The sequence below is a fragment of the Aeromonas sp. s11 genome (assembly GCF_040907945.1).
Classification (GTDB): domain Bacteria; phylum Pseudomonadota; class Gammaproteobacteria; order Enterobacterales; family Aeromonadaceae; genus Aeromonas; species Aeromonas veronii.
Window position 1 is genome coordinate 1 of the sequence record NZ_JBFOCU010000037.1, and the last position, 26,257, is coordinate 26,257.

The window sequence follows — 26,257 nt, forward strand, 5'->3', positions numbered from 1 at the left end:
ACAGAAGCCCCCTGGCTCCAATCTTGCCGACCATGTTTACGCAACCATACCAGAACGGTGGAACGGCCCTGAATGCCATAACGCACCTGAGCCTGTTTGTAGGTGAGCTCGCCTTTTTCAATCTGCTCGACCAGCGCCAGTTTAAAAGTCAGCGAGTAATCGCGCTGTGTCCGTTTCACACCTTGTCCCATCGGGTTCTCCATTTATTGGGAGGAAAGGTGTAAACCATATTCAGGACGGGACATTGTTGAAAAATAAGGCAAACGATCTATTGGAGGGTAGAAAGCCGTTGCATTGAACGCCCAGTTTGCCTATTCTCCTCGCCGGTGGTCCTATTGGTCCTCTCGCATTGATAACCCGTCGACCTGGTCAGGACTGGAAGGTAGCAGCCAAGGCGGGGGACTCGAGTGCCGGGATGTGGCTGGTAGGGCCACCACTTGTTTCTGAAATTCAATAAGTTAGCTTCCTAAAGCCCTTGGTCATCCACTTTGTGTGGACAACGAGGAGCTCATCGATGAATCTCTGGCTCAGTCCCCACGGCATCCGGTATTACCGGAAAGTCACCACGCTCCCCTGTGGTCGTCGTAAAGAGATCAAAAAATCCCTGCATACCCGAGACAAGCCGATGGCCCGTGCAGCTGTTGCGAAGCTGCTTGCCTGCGTGGGTTCCAGACCCAAGCCCATTCAGTTGCCTGCAGAGGTCAATGTTGCCCCACATGAGCAATCAGTAGCCCGGAATCAGGGGGGGGGGTTATTGCTTGGTGACACGTAGGGTGGCGTTGTATTTGAGCCGACCATGGGAAATATGTCTGTTTATCTCGCTCAGTAGCGTCTCTTTATTGATGGGCTTGGTGATATACCCGTTCATGCCATGGGAAAGATAGTATTGCTTGGATTCCGGCATCGCATCAGCCGTCAGGGCGATGATGGGGATATCTGCCCAAGGCATCTGTGAGGTGCGGATCCGGGTGGTGGCCACCAGGCCATCCATCACTGGCATCTGGACATCCATCAACACCAGATCAAATTCGGTGTGACCCAGTTTCTCCAGCGCCTCTTCTCCCTGAACGGCCAATGTGACCTGATGGCCCACGGAGTCGAGCATGGCGCCGATCACCTTGCGGTTGGTGGCATTGTCATCAACCAGCAAGATGCGATAGCTCTCCTGGTCCAGCGGCTTGGACGGCAGGCAAACAATCGAGGGGGTCGTGGCTCTGGCGGGCCAGATGTAGGTAAAAGTACTGCCATGTCCCTCGCTGCTCTCTACCGAGATATCGCCGCCCATCAGGCGTGCGAGGTTACGGGATATTTCAAGTCCCAGGCCCGATCCGCCATATTGGCGGGTGATCGAGACATCCGCCTGGGCGAAACGTTGAAACAGGTTCTTTAGCTGACTTTTGCTCATGCCGATCCCGGTGTCTTGGATCGAGATGCGTATCGAGTGGCGATCCTGCTCCAACAGGGTGCTATCAACATGGATCTTTACTTCCCCCTGATGGGTGAACTTGATGGCATTGCTCACCAGGTTGAAGAGGATCTGGCGGACCCTCAGCGGGTCGATCATCAACCACTCCGGCGTATCGGGGGCAACAGTCAGGGTCAGTTTGATCCCTTTTGCATCGCAGTTGCTCTGCATCAGGGCCCGGATATCCTCCAGCAGCTGGGGCAAGTGATGGGGGGCCAGTTGCAGCTCGATCTTGCCCTCTTCCAGCTTGGATACATCCAGAATGTCGTTAAGCAGACCGAGCAGATGGTTTGCCGATTCCCGCGCCGTCTCCAGATAGTCTCGCTCCCTCGGATCCATATCCCGGTCGGCCAGCAGTGAGAGCATGCCGAGAATGCCATTCATGGGGGTGCGAATCTCATGGCTCATGTTGGCCAAAAAGCTGCTTTTGGCTCTTGTGCCGGCCTCTGCCGCCTGATTTGCCCGCAGCAGTTTGTCATTGAGCTGCTGCATCAGTTTGTGTTGCAGAAACGAGATATTCATTTGCCGCCAGATCAGCAGGGCGAGCACAAAGAGCAGCGCAAATTGCAGGGTCGCGATGAGTGTCGTCGTGATGATCTGCTCCCTCACGCTGTCGCGGCGTGCCACATCAAACAGGGTCGCCTGCTGGTTCACCTCCAGAGTCAGCTGATGGAGCAGGGGGAGCAGGGAGGCAAGCTGTTGGCGCAGCTCCTGATGGGCAAGATTGTCCAGCGGCTTGGTGGCTTCCGGGCCGAGCCAGATATCCGCCAGAGAGATGTAGGAGCGAATGGCTTTGCTTGCCTGCTGATATATCTCTGTTTGCTGAAGCAGGCTGCGATCCTTACTCTCCAGTACCAGATCCATGCGGCTGACCAGTATATCGTATCTGAGCTGGAAGGTCGGTTGCGACTCATGGAGCAGCGAGCTTTGAAAACGCAGCGCTTCGTTATAGAGCTGGAAATAGTTCCACATCACGTTGTCTTCGCCCTGGCTGGTACTGCGCTGCAGATCCTGAAATTGCCGGTACTGGATGGTACCAATACCGGCAAAGGCAAGGAGCAGCACACAAAGCACCACAAACAAGAAACGTTGACTGGCCGCCATGGAACGCATGATGGGATCTACTCCACTTTTATCGCGCTGATCTGCCAGATAGCCCGACCGTAATAGAGCTTGTTTTGCAGTTCGGGATATTGATCGAACGGATAGACAAGGAACAGCGGCCCTTTGTCACGCACCGACAGTGGCTTGCCATTGATCGTGCGGGCGAGGATGACCCGATACTGCTCGGCATCGCTGGTCGGCACCTGTACCGAGTAGTCATTGAGCGCGGTAATGGTGAGCTGTTTGCCGGTTGCCCCGACCTTGGCCAATACATCTTGCAGCAGCGGGCCGCGAAAGGTCTTGGCTTCGTCATACCAGGGGGTATGGGTTTTGATTTCGTGTACCGGCAGTTGATCCAGCATGGCGCTGTCCCACAGGGCCAGAGCCTGATGAGTGGGGCTGCTGATGGCGCCTTCAACCTTCAACACGGCGCTGTCAGGGGAGGGGGCTGCGTATGCGGTGCCGCAAAGGGCTGCCAGCAGTGGTGCGATATAAAGGCCTGCTTTCATGATCTCTCCTTCCTGGAAAATGGCGGCACGGGGGCCGAGCCAACGGTGGCTTGTGAAGTGTGTCCAAAGGCAAGCAATAATCGGGCCCAGTCTAATGGGCTTGAATTATCAGCCATTTAGCCTGTTATCGGGCGATCTCGGCCAAGGTGAATTGCAGTTTGCAACGTGCGGGGGAGGTTAATTGCAATTTGGCAATCAAAACGAGGAGTGGGTGTTGGTGAATAAGGCGCAAAGAGTATCATTTGGAGAACAAGTGCCGTGGCACTGTCCGGCATAACATTTGCAGCGTGCTGAATGCCGTGACAGCAAATAGTCTGAGAATCGACAAGGAGCTAGCGATGGAAAGCATGACTTACACCCTTAATGATATCCAGGTAGTGGTACTGGAAAACGAGTTTGACGCGATGGCCGTCAGTGAGCTCCGCCCGTTGTTTGAAACCCTCTCGACCCACCCGGGAGATATCCTGGCCGATATCAGCGATGTTCATTTTATCGACTCGTCGGGGATCGGAGCCTTGGTATTTCTCTATAAAAGATTGATTATGAACGGGCATCAGATGGCCCTTGTCTGCGGACCCGGTCAACCCCATGACCTGCTGGAGATGCTGCATATCGACCGGGTGATCCCCTGCCATGAGAGCATCAAGGCCTATATGCGTTCCCGTGGCATGATGGCCGCTGCATCATGAAACGCTTTGGTATCCTGCTCTCGTCCATTCTGCTGTCGGGTTGTGCGCAGTGGCCGCCGGAGGGGTATGGCGGCATGGCAGAGGCAAGACCCACCCGTATTCCGGTCAATGAGGATGAACGGCGGGTCTGGTCTCGTTATGATGAGCGTCAGAAGGAACTCGACTTGCAGCTGACGGAATTAAAGCAAGCGAGTCTGCAGGGGTGTATGCCTGCCGAGTTGAAACGACTACAATCTCAACGTATTGATATCGAACGGGATATGCACGGACGGCTCTGGTCGGATGTAGCCTGGCGTCAGACCGTGTTGGCACAATCACTACAACAAGTACGTTTGCGGCTGCAACAGACAACAGCGGATGGCTGTCGTGCTGATTGGTCAGGGCTCCCCTTACGCCAATGGGGGCAGACGTAACAGACGAAAAGGATGTCTATGAAACGGGGCGCTCTCGAAGGATTGATCTGTGTTCTCTTGCTGTTGTTTACCTGCCCGTTACTGGCCTCCACCTTGTTGGCTCCCGGTGATCGGTTGGCCATAGTGCAACCCGGTGAGCCTGCTTTTGATCAGCCTTTCCAGATCAACAAGCAGGGGGAGATTGCACTGCCTGAAGTTGGCAACGTCGTGGTGGGAGGGAAGACCCTGCAACAGGCGGATGAGCTGATCCGCACCGCCCTCAAACCTGTTTACAACAACCTCTCTCAATTGACCGTCACCTTGCTGGAGAAGCGGCTGCTGATCAGCGTGATGGGCTATGTCAAAAAACCCGGCAGTTATGATCTGGCGCCCGATGGCAACGTGCAGATGGCCCTCGATGCCGCTGGCGGTCTGGTGCCCGGTGCCCAGCTCAACAATATGCAGGTGCGGCGTGGCAGCACGGTCTCTAGCTTCGACTACAAGCGTTATCTCGATACCGGCGATGCCAGCGTGTTGCCGCCATTGCAATCCCTTGATGTGGTGTTCGTACCCGCCTCTCCGCTGATCGGCAACGTGCAAATAGATTTTGATGCGGCAACCCTGGCGGCAGGCGGGGATGGCGATACCGGCAAGGCGATCAAGGTATTTGGCGAGGTCAACAGCCCCGGCGCCTTCAGTTTCAAGAGTGGCAACTCCATCGTGGATCTGCTGATGCGGGCAGGTGGGGTAACCCGTTTTGCCGGGGTGGAGCGGATCCGGGTGATCAATGGTGATGCCCCCGAACTGTTCGATCTCAAAGCCTATCTCGACTCCGGCAACAACAAGCTGCTGCCCAATCTGGCGCCGGGCGCCACCATCTTCGTGCCCAAGGATGAAGAGCAGATAAAACGGGGGGCACGCACTATCTACATCATGGGCGAGGTGTTCAAACCCGGCGCCTATGAGGGGCGGGAAGGGGACTCCTTCCTCGATATTCTGGCCAATGCCGGTGGCCCGACCCGCTATGCCGAGAGTCGCCAGATCCGTTTGCTGCGCACCGATGGCACGATCGAACCCATCGACTTGCAGGCCTATACCGAAGGGATGCAAAAGGCGCTGCCCCAAGTCAAACCCGGTGATGCCATCTTTGTGCCGGAAAAAACCGATATCAACGAGAAGTCCTGGTTGAAGGTGGCACCCGGGCGGGCGGTGATGGTGATGGGGGCGGTGCGGATCCCGGGCCGCTATGAATGGTCTGACGAAATGTCGCTGCTGGATCTGATCGCCCACGCCGGAGGGCCCAACGAGCGGGCCGATATCGCCAAGGTGCAGATCCTGACCGCCGAAGGGGGGCAGGCCACGCCAACCCTGTTTGATCTCGACAAGTTCCTTCATCAGGGCGGGGCGCTGGCCAGCCTGCCGAAGATCCGGGCCGGATTCACCATCATGATCCCCGAGCTGCCCACCGATCCCAGTGACAACAAGTCCCAGTGGGTGCGCCAGTCACCGGACAGTTCCATCTATATCTTCGGTCAGGTCGGAGCCCCCGGTCGCTATGCCTTCAATGAGCAGATGGGCTTTATCGACATCCTGTCGGCCGCCGATGGTCCGACTGCGGCGGCGGATCTGCGCAATGTGCGCATCGCCCATCGTAGTGGCAGCACGGCGCGGGTCAGCAAGCTCGACCTTGCTCTCTACTTTGAAACCGGCGATGAAACCTTGCTGCCCAAGGTGCTGCCCGGCGACTCCATCTACCTGCCGGAGAAGAATCGTCCCTGGCTCGATGAGCCAAAGGAGAACACCATTCGGGTGCTGGGAGCGATAGCCCGCCCCGGTCGCTACCGTTTTGACTCCTCCATGACCCTGCTGGATCTGCTGGCCGAGGCGGGGGGCCCGACCAGCAGCGCCTATATCAAGAAGATTGTGGTGATCAACATGGCCACCAGTGGTCAGGGGGATCAGGCCCGCAGCTTCGATCTCGACGGCTTTGCCAAAGAGCCCGACTTTAGCCAGTTACCGGTGCTGCGCGCAGGGGACACCGTCTTTATCCCTGATAGCAAAAGCAGTAACTGGGCCATCTTCATGGATGGCATGCGCGACATTTTGACCACGATCTCGGTGGTGGCCCTGGTCGGGACGCTTTGATATGAGCATCCCCATTCAATATCTGGAGCTCGAATCCCTCTACGCGGCGACGGTCGCCCGGGGGATCCGCTCGCTGGCGGTTACCTCGTCGGAAGGGGGAGAGGGGGTGAGCTCCATCTGCGATGCGCTGGCAAGGCGCTCGGAGGCGGATGGGTTGCGCACCCTGTTGGTGGATCTCAACCTCTATCATCCCGGCCGCGCCGCGGCGATTGCCTGGGGGCCCAATGATGTGCCCGAGCCGGTGGCCACTGGCCGGTCGTTGTCCTTGCTCCCGGCTCCGGGCAAGGATCTGATGGCCTTTCGCAACAAGGATACCTTGCGCCAGCTGCTGGTTCGCTGGCTGGAGCATTACGATGTGGTGATCTTCGATACCTCCCCGCTCACCGCCCTCAATCGGGGCAATATTCCGGCCGATCAGGTATGCGGTGCCTGTGAAGGGGCGCTGTTGGTGGTACTGGCGGGAGTGACGCCGACCACAGTGGTACAAAGTGCGGTGGATAAACTGACCCGTGCCGAGGCCAATCTGCTTGGCGCTGTCTATAACGACAAACTCAACCCGGGGCTGGCCAGCGAGATCCTGCGCGAACTCAACCGGCTGCCCAGCAACCGGGTGACCGAATGGCTCAAGCGCTGGTGTCGGCGCAGTGCATTGCTCAATTTCCGGATCTGATCGCCCGCTGATGGAGGCCCGATATGGATGACTGGTTGCGATCTGCTCCGGCAACCCTGCAGTCGGTGCGCGAACTGCGCAACCGGCTGGCGCAGGGACTCTCCCTGTTTCAGGTCTCCCCAAAGGATCAAGCCAACTGGCTGCTCTGTTTCAGTGAGCTGGCCACCAATAGCGTCAAACACACAGCGCCTCCCGCGACCCGACTCTGGCTCACGCTGAAAGAGGATGAAACGGGCTTGAGTCTGGTGCTGGAGGATGATGGCGGCCCGCAACCCGGTCTTGCCAGTGCGCCGTTACCCGATGAGCTGCAGGAGGGGGGATACGGGCTGGCGCTGGTGCACCAGCTATTTGCCGAGGTGCACTTCTCTCGCGACGGTGAGCGCAATCGCGTGACCCTTCGCCAGCAGTGCCCGGTCAACCAACTGCCGGTGATCGCGGTGATCGACGATGACAAGGTGATGCGTGCCCTGCTCACCGCTTACCTTCATGAGCACTATCGGGTTGAAAGTTATGCCGACTCCCATGCCGCCCTGCTGGCGCTCGGAAAGCAGCCCCCCGCGCTGGTGCTCTCCGATATCGAGATGGAGGGGATCGATGGCTTTGGGCTGCGCCAGCAGTTGATGAAGGATCCCAAGATGAAGGGGGTGCCCTTTATCTTCCTGACCGGTCATCAGGATCAGTGGACCCAGAGTCGGGCAGGGGCGCTGGGGATCGATGACTTTCTGGTCAAACCCATCACCAAGCAGGACCTGTTGCTGGCGGTTTCGCGGGTGCTGCAACGCTCGGAGCAGCTCAAGTCGCAATGGGGCGAACAGCTGGATCAGCGCATGACCTCGGCGCTGCGCCCGTTATTGCCCGCCACCTCCATAGGGGGATACCAGCTGGCGTTGCAAACCCGCGCGGCCACCGTGGGGGGCGGGGACTTTCTACTGGTCAAGGATCGGGTGCTGTGGCTCGGGGATGTGATGGGCCACGATGCAGAAGCCAAGTTCTTTGCCCATGCCTATGCCGGTTATCTGCGCGGTTTGCTGACGGCCCACGATCTGGAGCGCGCCCCCGCCCGTTTGCTGACCATCTTGTCGAATGCGGTTCACAGTGATCCGCTCCTCGGGGCTACCCTGCTCACCACCCTCTGCATTGAACTCGGCAACGAGGGGCGGGTGCAGTGGGCCAGCGCGGGCCACCCGGCGCCCTGGCTGGTCGGGCCCGGCACCATCCGTCAGGTCGGCGTGACCGGCCCCTTGCCCGGTTTGCGCCCGGATCCCCACTTCGTGACCAATGAGCGTCAGCTCAAGCCCGGCGAGATCCTGCTGTTCTGGACCGACGGCCTGCTCGATAGCCGTGATGCCGCAGAGCGCCAGCGCTGGGAGTCGCAGCTAAAAGAGATCTGCCTGACTTCGAGGCCCGGTCTTGAGCAACTGGCTCATCGCATTGCCCGCTGGTTTGATGAGCGCATCAATGATGCCGCCCTCGATGACATGACCCTCTTGCTGGTCGCCTGTCCCGGCGCCTGAGCCTGCCCCTCTTTGCCTGACTGGCCCGCTCTATGCAGCGCCTCATTTCAGGTGGCATGGAGCCACGGGAGGAGGGCCTTATGTTACCCATGCAGCAGATCTGGCTGGCTATCGATGCGCGTCAGGTCGGTGGAATAGAAGTTCACATTATCCACTTGGCCAACGATCTGCTGGCCAGGGGATTTCGCCCCACCATAGTGCTAGTGAGCAACCATGGCATGACCCCCTTTACGACCCTGCTCAAACAACAGGGCTTGCCCTACGAGGTGTGCCAAAACAGCCGCGATTTTATGCGCCGTCTGGCCCGCCAGCCTGCTTCTGTGCTGATCCATACCCACGGCTACAAGGCCGGGGTGCTGGGGCGGCTGACAGCCTGGTTCACCGGTAAATCGGTGGTTTCGACCTTTCACAGTGGCGATGACGGGGAAGGTTTGCTGAAGTTTTACAGCTGGCTGGATCGCACCACAGCGCGTTTTGCGAAGTGTATTGCAGTGAGCGAGCCCATCGCTCGCAAATTGCCTGTGCCAAGCACGGTGATCAGCAACTTTGTCCCCATGCCTGCGACACCGGCTGCGGTAACTGGCAACCGGATTGCCTTTGTCGGCCGCCTCTCGCCGGAAAAGGGGCCGGAGGCGTTCTGCCAGCTGGCTGCCTTCTGCCCGGATGGGGCGTTTCATCTCTACGGGGATGGCCCCATGAAAAGTGCCTTGTTGCAGCAGTATGGTGATCGCGTCCAGCTTCATGGTTTCAAGAACATGGCCAATGAGTGGCACAACATCGACCTGCTCTGCATCACCTCCCGCTTTGAAGGGTTGCCGCTGGTGGCCCTGGAGGCGATGGCTCACGGCATACCGGTTTGTACCTTTGCGGTGGGGGGCCTGGTCAATCTGATCGACCATAAATCCAATGGCTGGCTGGTGGAGCCCGGCCATGTGCGGGATATGGCGGAGCTGGTCAACTACTGGCTGCGCAGCGATGGGGTGGTGCGCAGCAAAATGAGTCAGGCGGCCCGCAACACCATCGCCCGAGGGTACAGCGTGAGCAACAGAGTGACCGATATTTTGGCCGTCTACGGCGCCTGAATCACGGAGAAACCTGTCAAAACGAGTGGCCGCTGGCTACTCGTTTTTTTATGTGCCGGTGTTATGGGAAGCAGGGGGCGGATTGCTTCGGTGAGCACGCAACGCTCGGGTTTCTGCGGTTGGTCAAGCGGACATCAGGCCTGTGGATGGATGGGGCCAGATGATGGCGATCAGGTCGCTGACTTCTCTGTGATCACCATTGATGCGCCACAAAGATGCGCCATAAAAAAAAGCCATTGCAGTGGCAATGGCCTGATGGGTGTTGAGATGTGGTTGAGGTTGGTGCGGCGGGATTAGCGCCCCTTCTTGCCGACCATGATAGCGATCGTCTTGCCGATGATATGCACATCCTGCACCAGCCAGCGCCAGGGGTGGAGCAGGGCGACCGAGTAGGCCAGATCGAACGCCAGCTTGCTGCGCACATCATCCAGCGACTCGTCGTAACCCTGATTGACCTGTGCCAGACCGGTAATGCCGGGGGCCACTTCATAGGTGCGTTCGATAAAGTACGGCACCGCATCTTCCAGCCGGTTGGCGATCCCGGGCCGCTCCGGGCGGGGGCCTATCAGCGACATCTCCCCCTTGAGCACATTGATAAACTGCGGCAGCTCATCGAGCCGGGTTTTGCGCAGAAAGTCGCCGCTGCGGGTGATCCGGCTGTCCCCCTTGCCACACCAGACTGGCCCGGTGGCCGCCTCGGCGTCGGCGCGCATGGTGCGAAACTTGATCATGAAAAAGAGCTCGGTATGGGTGGCGTGGCTGCGCCCGATCCGCAGCTGACGAAAGAACACAGGCCCCGGGCTATCGAGCCGGATGGCCAACATGATCAGCGGCCACAGTGGCAGCGTCAGCAGCAGGCCAAGAGTGGCACCGAGCAGATCCATGCTGCGTTTGACCACCAGGGTTAATCTTGGAATGGGGTGTGTCATACGGCTTTCTCCTGTGACATGAAACGTATGGGGGCGCGCAGGCAGTAGCGCAGGGTGCCCATGCCGTTGTACCAGTGTCCGAGTACCAGATAGTGGATCTTGCGAAACAGATTGGGCCAGGGGTGCACAGGGGTCAGCTGGATCAAGATGACCAGCAGATACCCCAGCAGTTGCAGCCCCAGCAACAGCTGAAACAGCAGGGATTGGGTAGCCAGCGGGATGGCGCAGAGCCACAGCAGGGTCAGGCAGAGCGGCATCATCACCCTCAGCCCCTTGCCACTGGCAAAGTTGAAGGCAACCCAGCCGAACTTGGGGTGTAGCAGGGGCAACAACCGCAACAGCTGCTGGGTGTTGCCGGCCCCGATCCGCTTGCGCCGTGTCGCCTCCAGCGCGGCATCCGAAATTTCCAGCTCCAGTGCGGCGCAGCGATTGTCATAAACAGCCCGATACCCCTTGGCGATGGCCTGCATCGGCAGGATGAAATCGTCGTTGATGGTATCGGCAGCCAGCGGGGTGAGGCACTCCCGGCGCATCATGTAAAAGGCCCCGTGGGCCCCCAGCATGCCGCCAAGGGCCGATTCGCAGAGCTTGATCTGGCTTTGATAGTGCCAGTAACTCTCCTCGCCCTGTGAGCCCGGTTGCCAGAAGCGGTACGCTTCCCCGACCACCCCTACCTTGGGATCGGCAAAATGGGCGACCGCCAGCAGCAGGCTGTCGATGGGCAGCAGGGCCGAGACATCGGTGAGGGCCACCAGATCGCTGTGCACCCGGGTCATGGCCTCGTTGAGCACGGCGACCTTGCCGCGATTGCGGGAGTGATCAAACAGCCTGATCTGCAACTGCTGCAGGGCGGGATCACCGAGCTGGCTCAGCGCAATGGGGTAGCTGTTGTCGCTGCAGCCGTCGAAATGTACATGCACCCACAGCTTGTCGGCGGGGTAATCGAGGCTGGCGAGGTTTTGCAGCTTGGCCGCGATGGTCGCCGCCTCGTTGTAGACCGGCATCAGCAAAGTGATGGTCGGCAGCGCCTCATCGGTGGCGTCTGCTTTGAACCCTCGATCCAGAGGACGCGGTGGATTGGCTACCTTGCGTGCCTGCCGACCACCGAATTTGAGCAGCAGGGGATAGCCGACATGGTGGTAGACCACCAGTACAGCGCACAGCCAGAACACGATCATGATCCATTCCATGGGATGCTCCTCTGGTCATCGGGTCGCTTGATCAGCGGCTGTAAAGCTGCTGATAGGCCTGAGCCATCCGGCTCAAGCTGCTTTGCTGGCACACAAACTCTCGGGTGACGGCACGCAGGCTATGGCACTGCAGCAACCCTTGTGCCAGAAGCTGGGCAAGGCGGCCGGGATCCCGCTCCGACAGGATATGGCCGCTGGCCTGACAGACGATCTCTCTGGCCGCCCCCACATCGCTCATCACCACCGGTACCCCGCAGGCCTGTGCTTCCAGCACGCAAAGCGGCATCCCCTCCGCCAGTGAGGGGAGGCAGAAGAGATCCAGCCCCTGATAGAAGCGCGGCATGTTTTCGACCAGCCCGAGAAAATGGACCCGATGGGCGATCCCCAGACGCTGACACTGTTGTTGCAACGCATTTTGCAAACTGCCGACCCCAGCCAACGCAAGATGCACCTCTTCCGGCAGGGCGCGGATCGCCTCCAGCAGCAAGGTGTGACCCTTGACCGACTCAAGGCGGGCGGCGCAGCCAATCAACTTAACCCCTTGCGGCAATCCCATCTCCTGACGGGCGAGGGCAGCGGCGCCCGGGGCAAAGCGCTGCTCATCGATGCCGTTGGGGATCACGGTTGGCGACAGCTGGCCCAGCTTGGCCAGCAGCTGGTTGGCCACCGGCATGGCATCGGCCACCAGAGTGGGTTTGAAGGCGCGCAGCCCCCACAGGGCCAGCGTGCGCTGATGGGGATCATCGAGATACCAGGCATCGTGTTCTGTGTGTACCAGGGTGGGCACCCGGGCCAGCCGACTGGCGAGGCCGCCATAGAGCATGGGCCCCAGATGGTGGGTATGTACCGCGACGGGCTTGAGTTGGCGCAGCAGTCGGGTGAGCCGCCAGAGGGTCGCCAGCGACCAGCCTGCGGGCTTTTCCAGACAGTGAATATTGCCAGCAAAGGGATGCAGGGCGGGCCATGCCCTTAGCACATCCCCTTTGCGCCCTTCGAGGGAGATGATATGCACCGGTTGCTCGGCGGGGCTCGCCTGCGTGAGGTTGAGCACCATGGTCTCCAGCCCGCCCGGCTGCAGGTGCTGCACGATTTGAACGATGGATCTTCTGCGGGGATGGGGTCTGTGCGACGGGGTTGATGACAACATGGTTCGCGCTCCGGCAAGGGAAGGGGTGACACCCCGGATAGCGGGAGAATGCGAATCTTGTACCACTCTTGCGATCTGCCCACAGAGGCGATCAGCTCCTCTGGTGGCATTGCCTTTGCATCGTGCGGGGGGAGGGCTTTTCTCAGGGAGTGATGCCATGCCTGTCCAGTTCTATTACAACCTCTACATCATTCTCTTCGCCGCCTGGCGTCGTCGCTATCTGCTGGTGATCCCGGTACTGGTGATGCCGCTGGTGGGCGTGACGGTCGGTTTGCTCACCCCCAAGGAGTATGAGAGCCGCACCACCTTTATGGTGCCGCAAGATGCCAACCAGACCCCGACCCTCAAGGATCTGATCACTCAGGAAAGTCTCAAGGATCGCTTTGCGGTGCTCGAAGCCCTGCTGCGCAGCCGTTATGTACTGGATGGGGTAGCGCGGGATCGTGGCCTGGTCAATGACGAGACCCCCCCAGCTCAGCGCGATGCCATCATGGATTGGCTCTCGAGTGCCGTCTCGCTGCGGCTGATTGGCGATGAGGTGATCGAGATAAAGGTCAAGGCGGATTCGGCGGCCAACAGCGCCGGGCTGCTCGAAGCCATTTCGCGGCGCTTTTTCTTCAACCTGCTTAGCAAGGGGCGCCAGTCGGCGGAATCGTCCGAACGTTTCCTGCAAAGCCAGCTCGACAGCCGCCGCAGCGAACTGCAAGCGGCCGAGCAGCTGCTCGCCGATTTTAAACGGGAGCATGCCAGCGCCTTGCCCCAGCAGCAGAGTACCAACGTCGCCCGTCTTTATGGCTTGCAAGAGCGTTATGCCGAGAGCCTGATCACCCTGCTGCAGGCCAAGGCCCGGGTCGATCAGCTATCGCTGGGGCAGGAGAGCCAGCTGGCCCGCCAACTGGATGAGAAGCTGCAGCTGATGCGCACCGAGCTGGTATTGCTGCGTGCCCGCTACAGCGACGAGCACAGCAAGGTGCAGAGTCTGCGCTATCAGATTGACCAGTTGCAGCAGGAGTTCGAGCAGCTCAAATCTCAACCGGATATGGCGCGCGGGCCCGAGTGGCAGCTGGCCCAGACGCAGTTGACGGAGGCGGAGCAAAACGCCGCCGGCCTGAAGAGTCAGCTGGATGGGCTGGACAAGGTGGTCGACTCCCAGGGAGATACCGAGCGCCAGCTCGCCGAGCTGGAGCGGGATCTGGCGGTCAAACGCACCCTCTATCAGGATTTGCTGCTGCGCTATGAGAAGGCCAAGGTGACCGGCGATCTGGGCAACTTCGAGCAGGGGGAGCGGATCAAGGTGATCGACAAGCCCTTTGCCCCCAGCAAGCCGAGCAACTACCCGCTCTGGCTGTTTCTGCTGGCGGGCATTGTTGGCGGGCTGGGGCTGGGCTGCGGTCTGGCACTGGTGGCCGAACTGGCGGATGCCAGCCTGCGCCGCTCCGATCAGCTGGCCGCGCTGGTCAAGGCGCCGGTGCTAAGCCGCATTCCCTACTGCGAGCCGGTGCCGGACTATCCATCCAATAGTGATCATGCGCTGGATGGGCAGGTGTTGCCCTTGTCACCGGAGTCGGGGTGATTGCCGTAAAAACGGGCTGCCAGCCTGAATCTGGATATTTCTGAAAGGGCCTTGTGATAAGGCCGTTTTTATATTGTACGGATGGTGGAGTAAACATCGCGGCAAGCCGATAAAAGAGGAGATAGGGTGCATTTTCTATTTCCGTTTGTTGACTGTGGTCATACCCAGTGTTAAAAGTGGAGCCGGCTCAACGCTATTGATAATGGACTTATGAATCAGGTGCTGGTTGGTAATACAGTGATTTTAATATTATCTATTGGTTGTTATGATGAGTGGTATGGCGGAGTTAGATGGAAGGCGTTAATAACATATTAATCGTGTGATCCATATAATTACTTTTAGGTTTAAAGGAGAGAGTATGGACCAAAACATGGTCGCATTACATTCACATTGGTTAAATGCTGATGCTATAAAAGTCGTAATTAGTGCCGATATTCATGTCGATGGGATATTTCCAAGTGAATTACAAACACTCTCTCAGTTTGGTTCTGCATTTCGTCGGATTTCAGTTTTTTATTCATTGTTATACGTTGTTGTGGAAGGCTATCGGGAGAAGGATTTTTCTAATGATAAAATAGATTTGCTATTAGAAAGAACCGACTTTATAGATGCTTTGCGACTTTTTAGAAATGCTACATTTCACTACCAAAAAGAGCCAATACCTGAAAAGTTATTGAAATTTCTAGAAGCCAAAAATAGTGAAAGTTGGATTCAAGATCTTCACATTTCTTTTCGAGAGTTTTTTGAACATAAATTGCCGATACAGGGCACAATCGAGAAACTGAATGCCTAACAAACGCTCAAGAGATACTATCATCGTAGGGCGTTTCCACTCCTTTAGGTGAGCATTATATGTAAGAGAACTATGGAAAAATTATCTACAAAATTAAGCAAGATAGATCAACTAGAAACATGGAAGGATCATATCCAAGGATTCACTAGATCTGAAGTGGCTCAAGCATATGAAGAAGCTAAGCCATTATGGGTTAATAGGATGCTCTCTGAGCACAAGCCCTATCTACACCCTGACGTTATTAATCAGCTTGAAAAGCAGTGCTGGGTTCCTAATGATTTACAGAAAAGAATGATATGGGCTAGCCTTATTGGTTCTGATGAGAGTTTCAGCAGTAAAAAGAGGATGTACAAGATAAAAGATAGTCTCATAAAAAAATATGGACGGGATTGGTGGGAAGATGTTTATTCTCGGCTAAAACATGTTTATGCAGCTAAAGAAAGAATAAAGAAAATTCATTCTGGTCCGGCGGTGTCAACCTTCATTAGCCAAACATTTCTTGGTGCAGAGATCGCAAATGATGAGCGGCTAAGAGCTCTTAAAATGATCCCGAGAATATGAAATCTATAACAGGTGAAAGTCACATGGCTCGTAGGTTACGATTACACTTAGATAGCTCGTAGGTTCGATTAGCCGGTAGGCGTAATCGGACGATCGCGGTGAAATTCCATGTCAATGCGGCAATAACGTCACGACCGACGCCAGTTCGAGAGTCAGTTTTTTTGGGGGGCGGAGTGGCAAGATGGGAGGGTTTTAGCGAGTTGAATAGAAATATTGCAGAAAGGCCGCGAACGTCCGATTACGCTGTGCTAATCGAACCTACAGCCCTTGCTTGCTGCAAGTATCGAATGTTGCAAGGCAGCTTATTTCAAACGTGAGGATCGATGAATCAACCCATGGCGCTCACTGATGGCTACACGTTTTGCATCGCAGGCACCGGTACGGAATACCGCTTGTGCGCTCCCTATCTGCTCCCCGAAGCGGTAGACCCAATAGCCATGCTGGCTGCTGCCAATCAGTCCCTCGACCTACATCCCTGTGCTGCATTGTCACGAGCTGCTTCAAGAGCTCGGAGCGCTGCCGCTTTTATGTTGCTATGTGTAGGACGAGCCGCTCAGGCAGAGGCCATTCTCCGAGAGGTGATCTCCGCGCAGATGGTTTCAGAGGACGATGCTGCTCGCGTTAGCTCAGAACTACGCCTGGTGCAGGTTTTGCAGCGGCTCGATCGTGCAGATGAAGCTGTCAGCTTGGCCACCCAAGTAGTTTGTCGGTTGCAACCAAAATCCCTTATGCGGCATTTCGCACTGCATCATCTTGGCAAGGCTCTCGTACAGACCGGCGCCTATGATAACGCTCGCGCCGTGCTGTCAGAGGCGCTCTCTCTACGCCAGGCGCTGGGCAAGAGTGAACTTATTGCATCCACTCTGGAGGCGTTATCGTTGTTGCCCTCAGAAGAACAAGCGGTGCAGCATCCATATGGTCAGAGCTGGCATATTGGTCAATCGGGCTAATTTCGTCAGGGCGACTAGCCTTTGCGCTCTGCATTCAGATCATCACCGCCACAAAAAAATCAGGGAGCCATGGCTCCCTAATCGCAACACACGGGGTGATTAACTAGCCGATAGCTGGCGATTGTTGCCAGTTGGCTTGCTGCGGACGGCCTTGAGTTCGGCGTTGATAGCGCCAGGCCAGCAGTAACGGCATACCGAGCAGCAGCTGGGCGGCCAGCGGGATCTCCTCGATGGGGGCGGCCAGTGCACCTTCCGGAATAATGCCCCCCTCAATTTCGGCCGCCAGTTTGAGCTCCAGCGCATTGCCAAAGTCGGCGAAGGTGGTGGCATTGATAACAAATGCATCCTGACCGCCCGCCACGTTCTCCACATACCACTCTTGCAGTACCCCATCGGCATAGTCCTGACCTATGGTGATGCCGTTGATGGTATCGATGCCGGAGGCGAGCAGTTGATCCCGCACGGTGGCGGTATCCAGCCCTGCGTTCTGGATCCCGTCACCCGACACATCCATCACCTGGCGGGCGGCGGTGAAGTCGTTGGTATCAAATTGCAAGCCACCAAAGGCCATGGCCGAACCGGGGGCCGTCATCCCCGCATAGGGGCGTACCAGGGCATCCAGGGTGGCGGCGAAGTTGTTGATGGAGGTCATGTCGTAGAGGTGGAACCAGTCGGTCATCACGCTCTGCTGGGTCGAGCCGCTCCACATGATCATCTGCACGGCGATGGAGCCCAGCTTACCGCCGCTGGTGTCGAGGATGGCGCTTTGTACCTCCTGACTGTAAAAGGCGTCCACATAGCCCTGTAACTGCAAATTGAATTCCGATGAACTGACGCTGCCCGACACATCCATCAGCAGTTGCAGTTCGGTATCGACTTCGGTCAAGGCGTATGCGGGGGAGGTTACCAACAACATCCCCAGCAGCCCTGCCAACGGTTTGAGTTTCATTGCTCACTCCTTCTCCCTGGCGCTAGTGCCAGAAGGGGGAATGAATAAAGCGTGCCAGCTTGGCTAATCCTCTGACTTGGCTTGATCCGGGTGAGGCCGGGCAGGCATGGAACTTGCGACAGCACTCAAAAGCGCTGATAACCGGCAGGAGTTGCGATGGAGATCCGTCCCTGGCAGTGGGCACCCAACTGGCTGCTACTTGGTTTGGCCAATCAGTGGGGCATGGTGTGGCTCAATATGGGCCACTTCAACCTGCTGGTGGTGTTGCTGATTGCTATCTGGTGGCAAATTGCATCGCGGGTTGCACCGAGCTGGCGCCCGCATCCACTGGCGCTCGCCCTCTTTATCCTGCTGATCCTGATCCCCAGCGCCAGTTGCAAGGCGCTGGCCTGTCTGTTGCTGGTGGCCTCGTTGTGGCGCCGTCATCAGAGTGGCGATGAGCGGGCGGTGTTGCAGATTGTGCTCGCCTTTACCGTGGCGGTGTTGTGGGGGCAGCAGGTGTTTGCCCTGCTCTCCGGCCCTGTGCTGGCCCTCGACGCCTGGGGGGTGGGCCAGTGGTTGCAGCTGCTGGGCTGGGAGACTCGCCTTGATGGCAATCGCATCGAGCGGCTGGGAGGCCATGCGCTGATTGTGCTCAAGGGGTGCTCCTCGTTTTCTCAACTCTATCTGGTGGTGCTCTCCTGGCTGGTCTCCTGCTGCTGGCTGGCGCCTGAGCGCCCCCTCTACCGGCAGTGGCCCATGTTGCTGCTGGTTTGCCTGCTCTATATCGGGGCCAATCAGTTGCGGTTGGTGCTGATGAGTCTGGATCTGCGCTGGTACGGCTGGCTCCATACCGGCTCGCTGGCCCAGCTCTACCAGTGGGCCATTATGTTGCTGGTGATGACCATTCTCTTTATCCGGGGGCGCCGTGATGCATCTATCTAGGGGATACCTGTTGCTGTTGCTGGTGGCACTGCTCAGTGCTGCCGCCATGGGCTGGCGTTATCAGAACCGGGCCGTTAACGAGGGAGCCAAGCCCATGCTGATGGAGCTGGTCCAGTTGGGATGGCGCTTGCGGGTGGCTACGCCGGTATTGGGCGGCACCTATGTCAGCTATCAGCTGGCCCATCCCCGCTGTGACGGTCTGCTGCAGGCCATGCTGGTGGCGCCTGATAGCGAGGCGATGTCAGTGACGCTGGCGGGTGAAGGGATGAGTCAGGGGGTGATGTTTTTAGGCGAGCTACACCAGAGTCCGCCGCTGCTCTCGTACCGTCTTACCCAGGGTTGGCGCAAATTGTGGGGACTGGTCCCTTATCCCCTCTATCGGGTGGCCTTGCCAACCTCTTGCCTCGCGCTTATTGCGCCGCCGTTGGCGTGACCGCCCCAGATTCGCCGTTTGGCAGAATGCGGATCAGCAAGGTATTGGGGGCCAGCATGGGGTCATAGCGGGGCTCCAGCTCAATAGCGCGAGCTCCCAGCAAGCGGGTGAGGGCAGTAAGTCGCACGCTTGCCATTCGCGCACTCTCCAGCATGTCGGTTTGCAGCCCGGGGCCGCTTACCAGCGCAATCCGGGCCGGATCCTTGCGTCCTAAAAACTGATGCAGCAGCTGCTCCTGATCCGCTGGCAGTTGTGTCTCCGCGTTCTGGTACTGCAGTTGCAGCTGGGGCTGTTCGGCCAGCTGTTGTTCCCGCAACTGGTTGAGGATCGGAAGGGTCTCATTGACCGGCTCCTGACGGGCGCAACCGGTGAGGATCAGCAGCGGAAGCATCAGAGGCAACAGGCAGCGCAGGGCGCTGTCTTTTGCTGTGGAGCGGGGAATCTGGTTGGCCATACGCAGTCACTTCAGGAGGATGAGTTGGCACCAGTTTGCAATGTTTTCAATCCCTTGGCCAGTTGTTCAATCTCGCGGCGCCACTGGATCCAGGCGGCAGAGGGCAGTTGCTCTGCCACCTGCCAGCGGGTCGGCAGCTGATCGCGCAGGCGCTCCAGCAGCAGGGCGGCATCCACCTGATAGCGGGCCTCCTGCTCCAGCCATGCGAGCCAGCGCAGATCTTCGATGGCTTGCTGCAACAGCAACAGATCGTGGGAGAGGCGATGCGCCTCGCAGGCTTGCGGGCCGAGCAGCATAAAGTCGCTCTCCCGCCCGTCGGTGGGGTCATAAGGCAGGGCGGTGGGCATGCGACCATGCCACTGCAAATAGCCCTCGGCGCCGCTTTGCCACAAATAGAACCCGGCGGCTCTCGGGGTGCCCAGATTGTAAAACCAGGGGGTGACCTTGTGCTGGCGTATCCGCGCCACATCGGCCTTGTCGGCGCCAAAGCCTGCGTTGATCAGGGCAATCTCCACCTCTGCAAGCAGACCAACCTGACCCGAATGATTGAAGTGGCCTGCGCGGATCACCGCTGGATCCCGCCGTTTCATCTCCCGCGCCAGGGTGGTGATGGCGGGCAGGGTGGCAAGATCCGGCTCATCAAACAGGCTCCATGCCAGCGGGGGCAAGCCGCTGGCGGTCAGCCCCTGTTGCCGCGCCTGCCACTGATCAAGCTGGTTGGCAGGGTCTCCCCCCCAGCGTTTGAGCGGGGTATAGGCCAGCAGGGGCGGCACAAAGCCGAGCCCGGCCGCCTCTCCCATGACCTCCCGCATCCCCGCCTCATCTTGTGGCAGGGCGGGCGAGAGGCCGCTGATCCCCAGCTTGGCGAGCCGCTGCAGATCGCAGCGACTGGCCGCGGCGATTTGCTCTTTTAGCGCCTCGGGGTCGGGGCTCAGCCAATTCAGATAGGGGGGCGCTTCGACATAGATGCCGACCGGCTTGTTGGCCGCGGGCAGAGTCAGTGGCAGCACCTCGATAGTCAGTGGCAATTGCACCAGTTGCTGTTGGCTCAGCAGCTGAATATTGCCCAGATAGTTACCGGCAGGCGCATCGCGGGGGATGGTGATCTGCAACACCAGACGCCGAGGTACCCCTGCCAGCAGGGTGAGTCCGGCGACCCCTTCGATCAGCTCCTGATCCGAGGGCGCCAGCAGGGTGCCACTCGCCTGCGGGCGAACCAGATGCCACTTGCCGTAATAGGGGGTCAGCGCCAGCGGCGATCCTGCCTGCTCAGGGGGCTGGATCACCAGCAAGGGGGCCGGATCGTCGGTGGCGGCGTGGATGGCAAACTCTAGCAGCAGCTGGCTGCCACGGGCGGCCAGCACCGGTTGTGAAGCCTGCTGCAACGCATCGGCCGCAGATGCCGGGGCGATCTGCAGGGTTGGGGCGGCATCCGTAATCGGCGTGAGGCTCAGTTGCTGCGAAGCTGGGGTTGGGGAATAGGGGGCCAGAGTCCACTTTTCCAAAAACAGCTGGCGCTGCTTGGTCAGCACGCTTGCGGTAGCGTCGGCCAATACGGCGAGATCTTTTCCACTATTCGGGAGAGCCTCTTTGCTGGTGCTGGCCGGATAGGGGGCAAGCAGCAGCCCCGCCAGGTATTTGGCATCCGGTGAGTGACCTACCAGTGTGATAGTGAGCGGGCCGCCGGGGTGGTTCAGAGTGACATGAACGGGGCCGCCTTGACGAGCCCCGAGCAGCTGCCAGGGATCCGGATTTGGCAGTGCCTCGCGAGATTGTCCCGCCAGATAGCGCTGCGTTAGCCACTCCTGCGGTTGCCACTGCTCGGCCCAGATGGGCTCGCCATTGACCAGCACGCTGCGCTCGAAGGGGTGGGGCAGATACTCCCATTCACCTGGGTCATCCAGCCAGAGGGTGAGCTGGTAGCGCCCCTTGGCTACGTCCAACTGCACCCCGTCGAGATTGCGCAGTCCATCGCGCACAAGGGCATCGCCGGAGGGGCGCAAGATGGGGGTGGGATGGCCAATCAGCCGGGGATCCCCCGGACTCAGGGCCTCAAAGCCGGTAAAGCGGGGCGCAGCCGCCGCCCCCAGATCCAGCGCAATGGTGCCCTCAGGCAGAGTCAGACCGGGCTGCCAGTACCAGCGGTGAATGGTCATTGAGGGGGCGTTATCGGCCATAAAGAGATAGAGCTTGGTGAGTTTGTCCAGCGCCAGCGCTCTGGGTTGGCTGGTGCGCCACTCACTCAAGGCAAAGCGCTGGGTGAAGGGGCCGGGGGCGACAATCCGCTCCAGATTGACCCGGCTGCGGTAGTTGACCGAGGCCTCATCGTCGATACGCAGGATCAGGGTTTGCGGGCGGGCGCTGGGGTTATGGCCCTCGATCACCAGTTCATCATCGCTGCCTATTGGCCAGTTGTGGGTGCTCAGATCGAGCCGCTGGGGTGTCTGGTTACTGGTTAGGGGCAGCGGGGTCTGCCCCTCCAGCCGGGTGGCGGCCATTGCTGCATGGCAGCAGAGCAGGATAACCAGCCAGAGCCCTTTGCTCATCCGGGCAGCCCCTTCAACCAGTTGTTCAGCTCGGCAGCCTTGTAATCCCAGCTTTGCAGGGCCACCTGCTGCTGGCGCGTGTGGCGCCCTTCGCTGCGGGTGAGCCCCTCCCAGCCACTCTCCTGAAACCAGCCCGGATTGGGTTGATCAAAGGCGGCCCGGTTGATGGCCTGGGCCAGGCTCTCCCCATCGTGGGGGAGCTGGATCTGATCCCGATAGCCATCGAGGGCCGGAAAATCGGTGCTGACGATGGGTCGCCCTGCGGCCAGATACTCGCGCAATTTCAATGGATTGCAGGCACGGATCTGGGCGTTGTCGACAAAGGGCAGCAGGCTCACCTGCCAGTGCTGGGCATAGGCTGCCAGCGTGTGATGGGGACGGGGCCCCAGCAGATGGATATTGGGGAGCCCCTTGAGGGGGGAGATATCGGTCTGGACCGGGCCAATCAGCACCAGATCCCAGTGGGGCAGGGCGGCCGCCGTCTCTGCCAGCAGGGGGATATCAATCCAGTCGCTCAGACTGCCGTAAAATCCGGCGATAGGGCGGCCGGAGGGGAGATCCGCCGGGCGCTCTCTGGGGGGCATAAACAGCTCGAGATCCACGCCGTGGCTGAGGAGCCGGGTTTTATGAGGGGGAAAGCGGCTGGCCAGCGCGGGGCTGGCGGCCAGAATGAGATCCGCTTTTTCCACCAGTCGGGCTTCGCAGTGGGCGATGGCTTGATGATCCACCCCCGCCAGCGCCGAGAAGTCATCGCCGCAGTAGTAGATCACCGCCCGCTCTTCGAGCTTGCCAATCAGATCGACGGCGCTGGGCAGGGAGATCCAGAGCAAGGGGCGATCCAGCTCGGGCAACTGGCGCCGGATCTGCGCCGCCAGCCAGTGGCCATTGATCTTGCCCGCCAGACGACTGCCGGGCAGTGGCAAGGCGAGCGGCGGCAGAACCCGGGGGCTGCTGACCTCTGATGGCGCAACCGACTGGCCGCCAGCATGGCGCGCGCCGCACAGCACCGCCCCCAGTTTGCGGACGATACGGGTGAGATCATGAAGGGTAAAGCGGGGACAGCGCATGCCGATGGAGTTGACCCAGAGCACTTGATAATCGGGCAACAGACGCTTGATCAGGTGCTGGGTGCTGGAGGGGTGCTGGCCCCAATCCTCTCCCAATACCACCAGTTGCGGCAGTGAGTGTGGTTTCATGCAAAGGTCTCCGAGGCGTGTGCGAGATCGCTGTGATCCTGTGGTTGCAAGGGGCGCAGTACTGTGGCCGGTACACCTGCTGCCAGCACACCTGCGGGCAGATCCCGGGTGACGATGCTGCCAGCGGCGACAATGGTGCCGGCGCCTATAGTGACGCCAGCCATCACCATCACCCCGGTGCCGAGCCAGACATCCTGCTCCAGCACAATGGCCCCCACCTGTTCATCGCGATCCGGCAGGCCCCGGGCGCGATCGCGGGCGTTGACCGGGTGCCCCGGGTAGCCCGCCAGAAAGGCACGCCCTGCAATTCTGACGTTATCCCCCAGCACTATCTTGCTACCCACCGCCAGGGTGGTCTGCCAGCCAATGCCGACATTGCGGCCAATCACCAGCTTTGGCGTCTGGCTCGATGCCCGGCCGCTGATGGTCATGGCGGCGCTGAGGCGGCAGTCGGCACCGATCTCGATGGTGACCGGACCGCTGATATAGGGGATGCCGCCATAGAGATAGAGGCGCGGGGCGGGTGCCGTGAGGCGAGATTGAAACAAGGGGGTCCACCAAAGGGTGCGGGTCAGGGTTGCCAGCGCGTTGCTGCCCAGCAGATAGAGCCGATAAAGCAGCCGATGCAGGGGAGGGATCACGGGGCATGACCAGTGGCGGGCACTTTTGGCCAGGCGCCATACCCGGCGAGCCAGTGGCGTTTCCCCCTGTTTGGCCCAGCTTTTCATCCGGTGCAGGTTGATGGTGTTCATGGCGACCTCTCCCTCTGGTGCAGTCCGTTGCTCGCTAAGCAGAAAGCAGGGATCGGGCCAACAGGACGACCCCAGCTAGATCGGGCCAAATGGGGCTAAGAGGAGGGGCAGATTGCGCCGGTCGGTGCAATTTGCAGCCAGCGTTGTGCAAAACGCAAATGCCAGTCTCATTCTGGGCTTGTTCAGGCCGGTTAAGCCGCGCAGAGAAGCTATCGTATCTGGGCGGGAGTGAGTGGCGTGGGCTTTGCATTAGCGGTAGCTGACCCGGAGCAGGATGCTTCGGGTGGCTGGGAGGCCCTATGAAACTTGGTGTGAACCAGATTGCCATGCTCTATTACGCCGGTGGCTTGCTCCTGATGAAAGGGATCTCCCTGCTGATGCTGCCGGTGCTGACCCATCAGCTGCTGCCTCGTGAATACGGCCAGCTGGAGGTGCTGTTGACCCTCATCAATCTGGGCTCCCTGATCCTTGGTTTCGGGCTGGTGGATGCCCTCTACCGCTTTGCCGGACTGGCGAAAGATGAGCAGGAGCGCCAGCAGGTGGTGGCCCGCATGTTTGGGCTGGTCTGGCTGATCGCCCTGGCCAGTCTGGTGCTGCTCTGGCTGCTGGCGCCTGTGGTGCAAGCCTGGCTACCGGTGGAAACCCGTCTTGCGGATGTGCGCTGGGTGCTCTGCGCCCTGCCGTTTGAAGGGGTGATCGGCGTGCCGCTGGCATGGCTGCGGATGCGCAATCAGGCGCGGCTCTTTTTCGTGGCGACCGCAGGCAAGGCGGTGATCCAGTCCCTGCTGACCGGCTGGTGGCTCTGGCTCGGTTGGGGCGTGAGCGGGGTGCTGGCCTCCGGCACCCTGACCTGCGTTGCACTGGCGCTGCTGCTGAGCCTATGGCAGTGGCGAGATAGCGGGATCCGCTTTGACTGGGAGCACTATCGGCCGCTGCTGCGCTATGGATTGCCCCTGGTGGTGAGCGGGCTGGCAGGCTTTGCCCTGAGCGGACTGGATCGCTGGCTGCTGGCCGATGTGGTGGGGGAGGCGCTGCTTGCCTACTACGCCGTGGCGGGCAAGCTGGCGCTGGCAGTGGGACTTCTGCTGCAACCCTTTGCCCTCTGGTGGTATCCCCGCCGTTTCATGCTGCTGCGCGAACCGGATGGACTGCGACTCAATGCTCACTACAGCGTGATGGGGTCGGTACTGGGGTTTGTTACCGCGGGGATTGTCGGGCTCACCGCCCCCTTGCTCATTCGCTGGCTGACCCCGGAGAGCTATCACGGGGCGATCGCCTATATTCCGCTGCTGGTGCTGGGTATGGCGGTGCGCAATGTTTCGGACTTGCTCAATGTCGGCTGCTTTAGCGGCGAGAAGAGCAATGCCCAGATGGTGATCAATCTGGGCTGCAGCGCCCTTGGGGTGGCAGGCTTTCTGCTCGCCATCCCCCCCTTCGGGGTCGCCGGGGTGATCTGGACCCTGCTGCTGGTCTATCTGGTGCGGGCGCTCGCCTTTTATCTGGTGAGCCAGCGGTTGCTGCCGCTGCCGTATCGCCTCTCGACCCTCTGGGCCAGTTCGCTCGGGGCGCTGGCCATGGTCTGGCTCGGCCAATGGTGGGCAGGATCATGGCTCGTCTAACGCCAGCCATCTGGGCAAGCACCATCTGTCTGGTGCTGGCCCTGCTCTGGTGGCGGCTGCCCCATCCCTTGCTGCTGCCGGTGCTCGGCCTTGCCATTCCCGCCATCTGGTTTGCCCTGCGCTGGCCATTCTTGATGGTGCTGGGGTTTGTCACCTTCTCCTTCTTTCGGCTGCATGAGGTGTTCCCCCAGCTCTATCCCCTCAAGATCCCGCTGCTCTTCTCGCTGGCTGCCATCGGCGCGCTGGTCTGGCACATTTTGCTGACCGGCCGGATCAAGCCCTACTGGAGTCCTGCCCTGAGCTGGCTGACGGCCTTCTTTGTGATGGTCTCCATCGGTGTGCTGTTTGCCAGCAACCGGGGCGAGGCGATCGCCACCTGGACCGGCAGCTACAGCAAGATCTATCTGATGACCCTGGCCACCGCCTGGCTGGTGCGCACTCCGGGGGATTTTGCGCTGGCGGTGCGCACCTTTGTGGTGGCGGGCTGTCTGGTGGCGCTGGTGGCCCTCTACAACAAGGCGAGCGGGATCGGGCTGGTGGAGGGCACCCGGGTGACCATAGGGCGCGAGCTGGGCTCTGTGCTGGGGGATCCCAACGATCTGGCGCTGGTACTGCTCTTTCCTGCCGGCTTTTCGCTGAGCTTGCTGCTCAATCAGGGCAATGGGGTGGGG

General features: G+C 59.5%; 23 protein-coding genes, 1 other RNA gene and 2 pseudogenes. 15 read left to right on the forward strand and 11 right to left on the reverse strand.

What is annotated here, in order from left to right; all coding sequences use genetic code 11:
• Positions 1 to 191: pseudogene (locus AB5Y84_RS10630) on the reverse strand (IS3 family transposase); the annotation flags it as partial.
• 142 nt (positions 192 to 333) lie between these two features.
• Between AB5Y84_RS10630 and ffs the strand changes: the two are divergent.
• Positions 334 to 430: signal recognition particle sRNA small type (ffs, locus tag AB5Y84_RS10635), an RNA gene on the forward strand.
• 321 nt (positions 431 to 751) lie between these two features.
• Here the strand turns inward: ffs and AB5Y84_RS10640 are convergent.
• Positions 752 to 2,578, reverse strand: a complete 1,827-nt coding sequence (locus AB5Y84_RS10640) for an ATP-binding protein (protein ID WP_139731413.1) — start codon at positions 2,576 to 2,578, stop codon at positions 752 to 754.
• Positions 2,579 to 2,586: 8 nt separating this feature from the next.
• Positions 2,587 to 3,078 (reverse strand): molybdopterin-dependent oxidoreductase, encoded by a 492-nt coding sequence (locus tag AB5Y84_RS10645; protein WP_005351410.1) that lies wholly within the window; start codon positions 3,076 to 3,078, stop codon positions 2,587 to 2,589.
• Between the two features lie 338 nt (positions 3,079 to 3,416).
• On the opposite strand from AB5Y84_RS10645, the gene AB5Y84_RS10650 reads away from it, so the two are divergent.
• The 6 genes from AB5Y84_RS10650 (at position 3,417) to AB5Y84_RS10675 (ending at position 9,570) form a co-directional block, all read left to right on the forward strand.
• Positions 3,417 to 3,767, forward strand: coding sequence for an STAS domain-containing protein (locus AB5Y84_RS10650; RefSeq protein WP_005333409.1), 351 nt, complete (start codon positions 3,417 to 3,419; stop codon positions 3,765 to 3,767).
• A complete protein-coding gene (locus AB5Y84_RS10655; RefSeq protein ID WP_005351415.1) occupies positions 3,764 to 4,180 on the forward strand; it encodes a hypothetical protein in 417 nt (138 codons plus the stop codon). Before AB5Y84_RS10650 ends, AB5Y84_RS10655 begins: the two co-directional genes overlap by 4 nt.
• Before the next feature lie 18 nt (positions 4,181 to 4,198).
• On the forward strand, positions 4,199 to 6,304 hold the full coding sequence (locus AB5Y84_RS10660; protein WP_005360128.1) for an SLBB domain-containing protein: 2,106 nt from the start codon (positions 4,199 to 4,201) through the stop codon (positions 6,302 to 6,304).
• A 1-nt stretch (position 6,305) separates the two neighbouring features.
• On the forward strand, positions 6,306 to 6,974 hold the full coding sequence (locus AB5Y84_RS10665) for a tyrosine-protein kinase family protein (protein ID WP_040096949.1): 669 nt from the start codon (positions 6,306 to 6,308) through the stop codon (positions 6,972 to 6,974).
• 23 nt (positions 6,975 to 6,997) lie between these two features.
• On the forward strand, positions 6,998 to 8,488 hold the full coding sequence (locus AB5Y84_RS10670) for a SpoIIE family protein phosphatase (RefSeq protein ID WP_368176901.1): 1,491 nt from the start codon (positions 6,998 to 7,000) through the stop codon (positions 8,486 to 8,488).
• A gap of 80 nt (positions 8,489 to 8,568) precedes the next feature.
• Complete coding sequence (locus AB5Y84_RS10675; RefSeq protein WP_151286874.1) at positions 8,569 to 9,570, forward strand: glycosyltransferase family 4 protein; 1,002 nt, start codon at positions 8,569 to 8,571, stop codon at positions 9,568 to 9,570.
• A 293-nt stretch (positions 9,571 to 9,863) separates the two neighbouring features.
• On the opposite strand, the gene AB5Y84_RS10680 is transcribed toward AB5Y84_RS10675, so the two are convergent.
• From AB5Y84_RS10680 to AB5Y84_RS10690, 3 genes are read right to left on the reverse strand one after another with little or no spacing between them, the layout of a single operon-like run.
• Positions 9,864 to 10,499: a sugar transferase gene (locus tag AB5Y84_RS10680; RefSeq protein ID WP_005333398.1), complete on the reverse strand. Its 636-nt coding sequence runs from the start codon at positions 10,497 to 10,499 to the stop codon at positions 9,864 to 9,866.
• Complete coding sequence (locus tag AB5Y84_RS10685; protein WP_368176902.1) at positions 10,496 to 11,689, reverse strand: glycosyltransferase family 2 protein; 1,194 nt, start codon at positions 11,687 to 11,689, stop codon at positions 10,496 to 10,498. The genes AB5Y84_RS10680 and AB5Y84_RS10685 overlap by 4 nt, the downstream gene beginning before the upstream one ends.
• A 31-nt stretch (positions 11,690 to 11,720) precedes the next feature.
• Positions 11,721 to 12,776: a glycosyltransferase gene (locus AB5Y84_RS10690; protein ID WP_368176903.1), complete on the reverse strand. Its 1,056-nt coding sequence runs from the start codon at positions 12,774 to 12,776 to the stop codon at positions 11,721 to 11,723.
• Positions 12,777 to 12,993: 217 nt separating this feature from the next.
• On the opposite strand from AB5Y84_RS10690, the gene AB5Y84_RS10695 reads away from it, so the two are divergent.
• The 4 genes from AB5Y84_RS10695 (at position 12,994) to AB5Y84_RS10710 (ending at position 16,713) form a co-directional block, all read left to right on the forward strand.
• Complete coding sequence (locus AB5Y84_RS10695) at positions 12,994 to 14,409, forward strand: GumC family protein (RefSeq protein ID WP_368176904.1); 1,416 nt, start codon at positions 12,994 to 12,996, stop codon at positions 14,407 to 14,409.
• Between the two features lie 358 nt (positions 14,410 to 14,767).
• Positions 14,768 to 15,202 carry a hypothetical protein gene (locus AB5Y84_RS10700; RefSeq protein ID WP_368176905.1) on the forward strand — a complete coding sequence of 145 codons (435 nt, stop codon included), beginning with the start codon at positions 14,768 to 14,770 and terminating at the stop codon, positions 15,200 to 15,202.
• A 72-nt stretch (positions 15,203 to 15,274) separates the two neighbouring features.
• Entirely contained in the window at positions 15,275 to 15,763 is a 489-nt protein-coding gene (locus tag AB5Y84_RS10705) for a hypothetical protein (protein WP_368176906.1), read from the forward strand.
• 323 nt (positions 15,764 to 16,086) lie between these two features.
• The gene (locus tag AB5Y84_RS10710; protein WP_368176907.1) at positions 16,087 to 16,713 is read left to right on the forward strand and encodes a hypothetical protein; all 627 of its coding nucleotides are present in this window, start codon (positions 16,087 to 16,089) and stop codon (positions 16,711 to 16,713) included.
• Positions 16,714 to 16,816: 103 nt separating this feature from the next.
• Here AB5Y84_RS10710 and AB5Y84_RS10715 read toward each other — a convergent pair whose 3' ends face one another.
• On the reverse strand, positions 16,817 to 17,662 hold the full coding sequence (locus AB5Y84_RS10715) for a DUF1194 domain-containing protein (protein WP_323929294.1): 846 nt from the start codon (positions 17,660 to 17,662) through the stop codon (positions 16,817 to 16,819).
• A 156-nt stretch (positions 17,663 to 17,818) separates the two neighbouring features.
• On the opposite strand from AB5Y84_RS10715, the gene AB5Y84_RS10720 reads away from it, so the two are divergent.
• Both AB5Y84_RS10720 and AB5Y84_RS10725 read left to right on the forward strand, forming a co-directional pair.
• The gene (locus AB5Y84_RS10720; protein ID WP_005351432.1) at positions 17,819 to 18,586 is read left to right on the forward strand and encodes a hypothetical protein; all 768 of its coding nucleotides are present in this window, start codon (positions 17,819 to 17,821) and stop codon (positions 18,584 to 18,586) included.
• On the forward strand, positions 18,573 to 19,019 hold the full coding sequence (locus AB5Y84_RS10725; protein WP_270656954.1) for a hypothetical protein: 447 nt from the start codon (positions 18,573 to 18,575) through the stop codon (positions 19,017 to 19,019). The genes AB5Y84_RS10720 and AB5Y84_RS10725 overlap by 14 nt, the downstream gene beginning before the upstream one ends.
• Here the strand turns inward: AB5Y84_RS10725 and AB5Y84_RS10730 are convergent.
• From AB5Y84_RS10730 to AB5Y84_RS10745, 4 genes are read right to left on the reverse strand one after another with little or no spacing between them, the layout of a single operon-like run.
• Complete coding sequence (locus AB5Y84_RS10730; protein ID WP_368176908.1) at positions 18,997 to 19,473, reverse strand: hypothetical protein; 477 nt, start codon at positions 19,471 to 19,473, stop codon at positions 18,997 to 18,999. The genes AB5Y84_RS10725 and AB5Y84_RS10730 overlap by 23 nt on opposite strands.
• 11 nt (positions 19,474 to 19,484) lie before the next feature.
• Positions 19,485 to 22,019, reverse strand: a complete 2,535-nt coding sequence (locus AB5Y84_RS10735) for a hypothetical protein (RefSeq protein WP_368176909.1) — start codon at positions 22,017 to 22,019, stop codon at positions 19,485 to 19,487.
• Complete coding sequence (locus AB5Y84_RS10740; RefSeq protein ID WP_368176910.1) at positions 22,016 to 23,215, reverse strand: glycosyltransferase; 1,200 nt, start codon at positions 23,213 to 23,215, stop codon at positions 22,016 to 22,018. The genes AB5Y84_RS10735 and AB5Y84_RS10740 overlap by 4 nt, the downstream gene beginning before the upstream one ends.
• Complete coding sequence (locus AB5Y84_RS10745) at positions 23,212 to 23,967, reverse strand: acyltransferase (RefSeq protein WP_236355126.1); 756 nt, start codon at positions 23,965 to 23,967, stop codon at positions 23,212 to 23,214. The genes AB5Y84_RS10740 and AB5Y84_RS10745 overlap by 4 nt, the downstream gene beginning before the upstream one ends.
• Before the next feature lie 299 nt (positions 23,968 to 24,266).
• Between AB5Y84_RS10745 and AB5Y84_RS10750 the strand changes: the two genes are divergently transcribed.
• Positions 24,267 to 25,586 (forward strand): lipopolysaccharide biosynthesis protein, encoded by a 1,320-nt coding sequence (locus tag AB5Y84_RS10750; RefSeq protein ID WP_088869104.1) that lies wholly within the window; start codon positions 24,267 to 24,269, stop codon positions 25,584 to 25,586.
• Positions 25,574 to 26,257 (forward strand): annotated as a pseudogene (locus tag AB5Y84_RS10755) (oligosaccharide repeat unit polymerase); the annotation flags it as partial. The gene AB5Y84_RS10750 and the pseudogene AB5Y84_RS10755, both read left to right, overlap by 13 nt.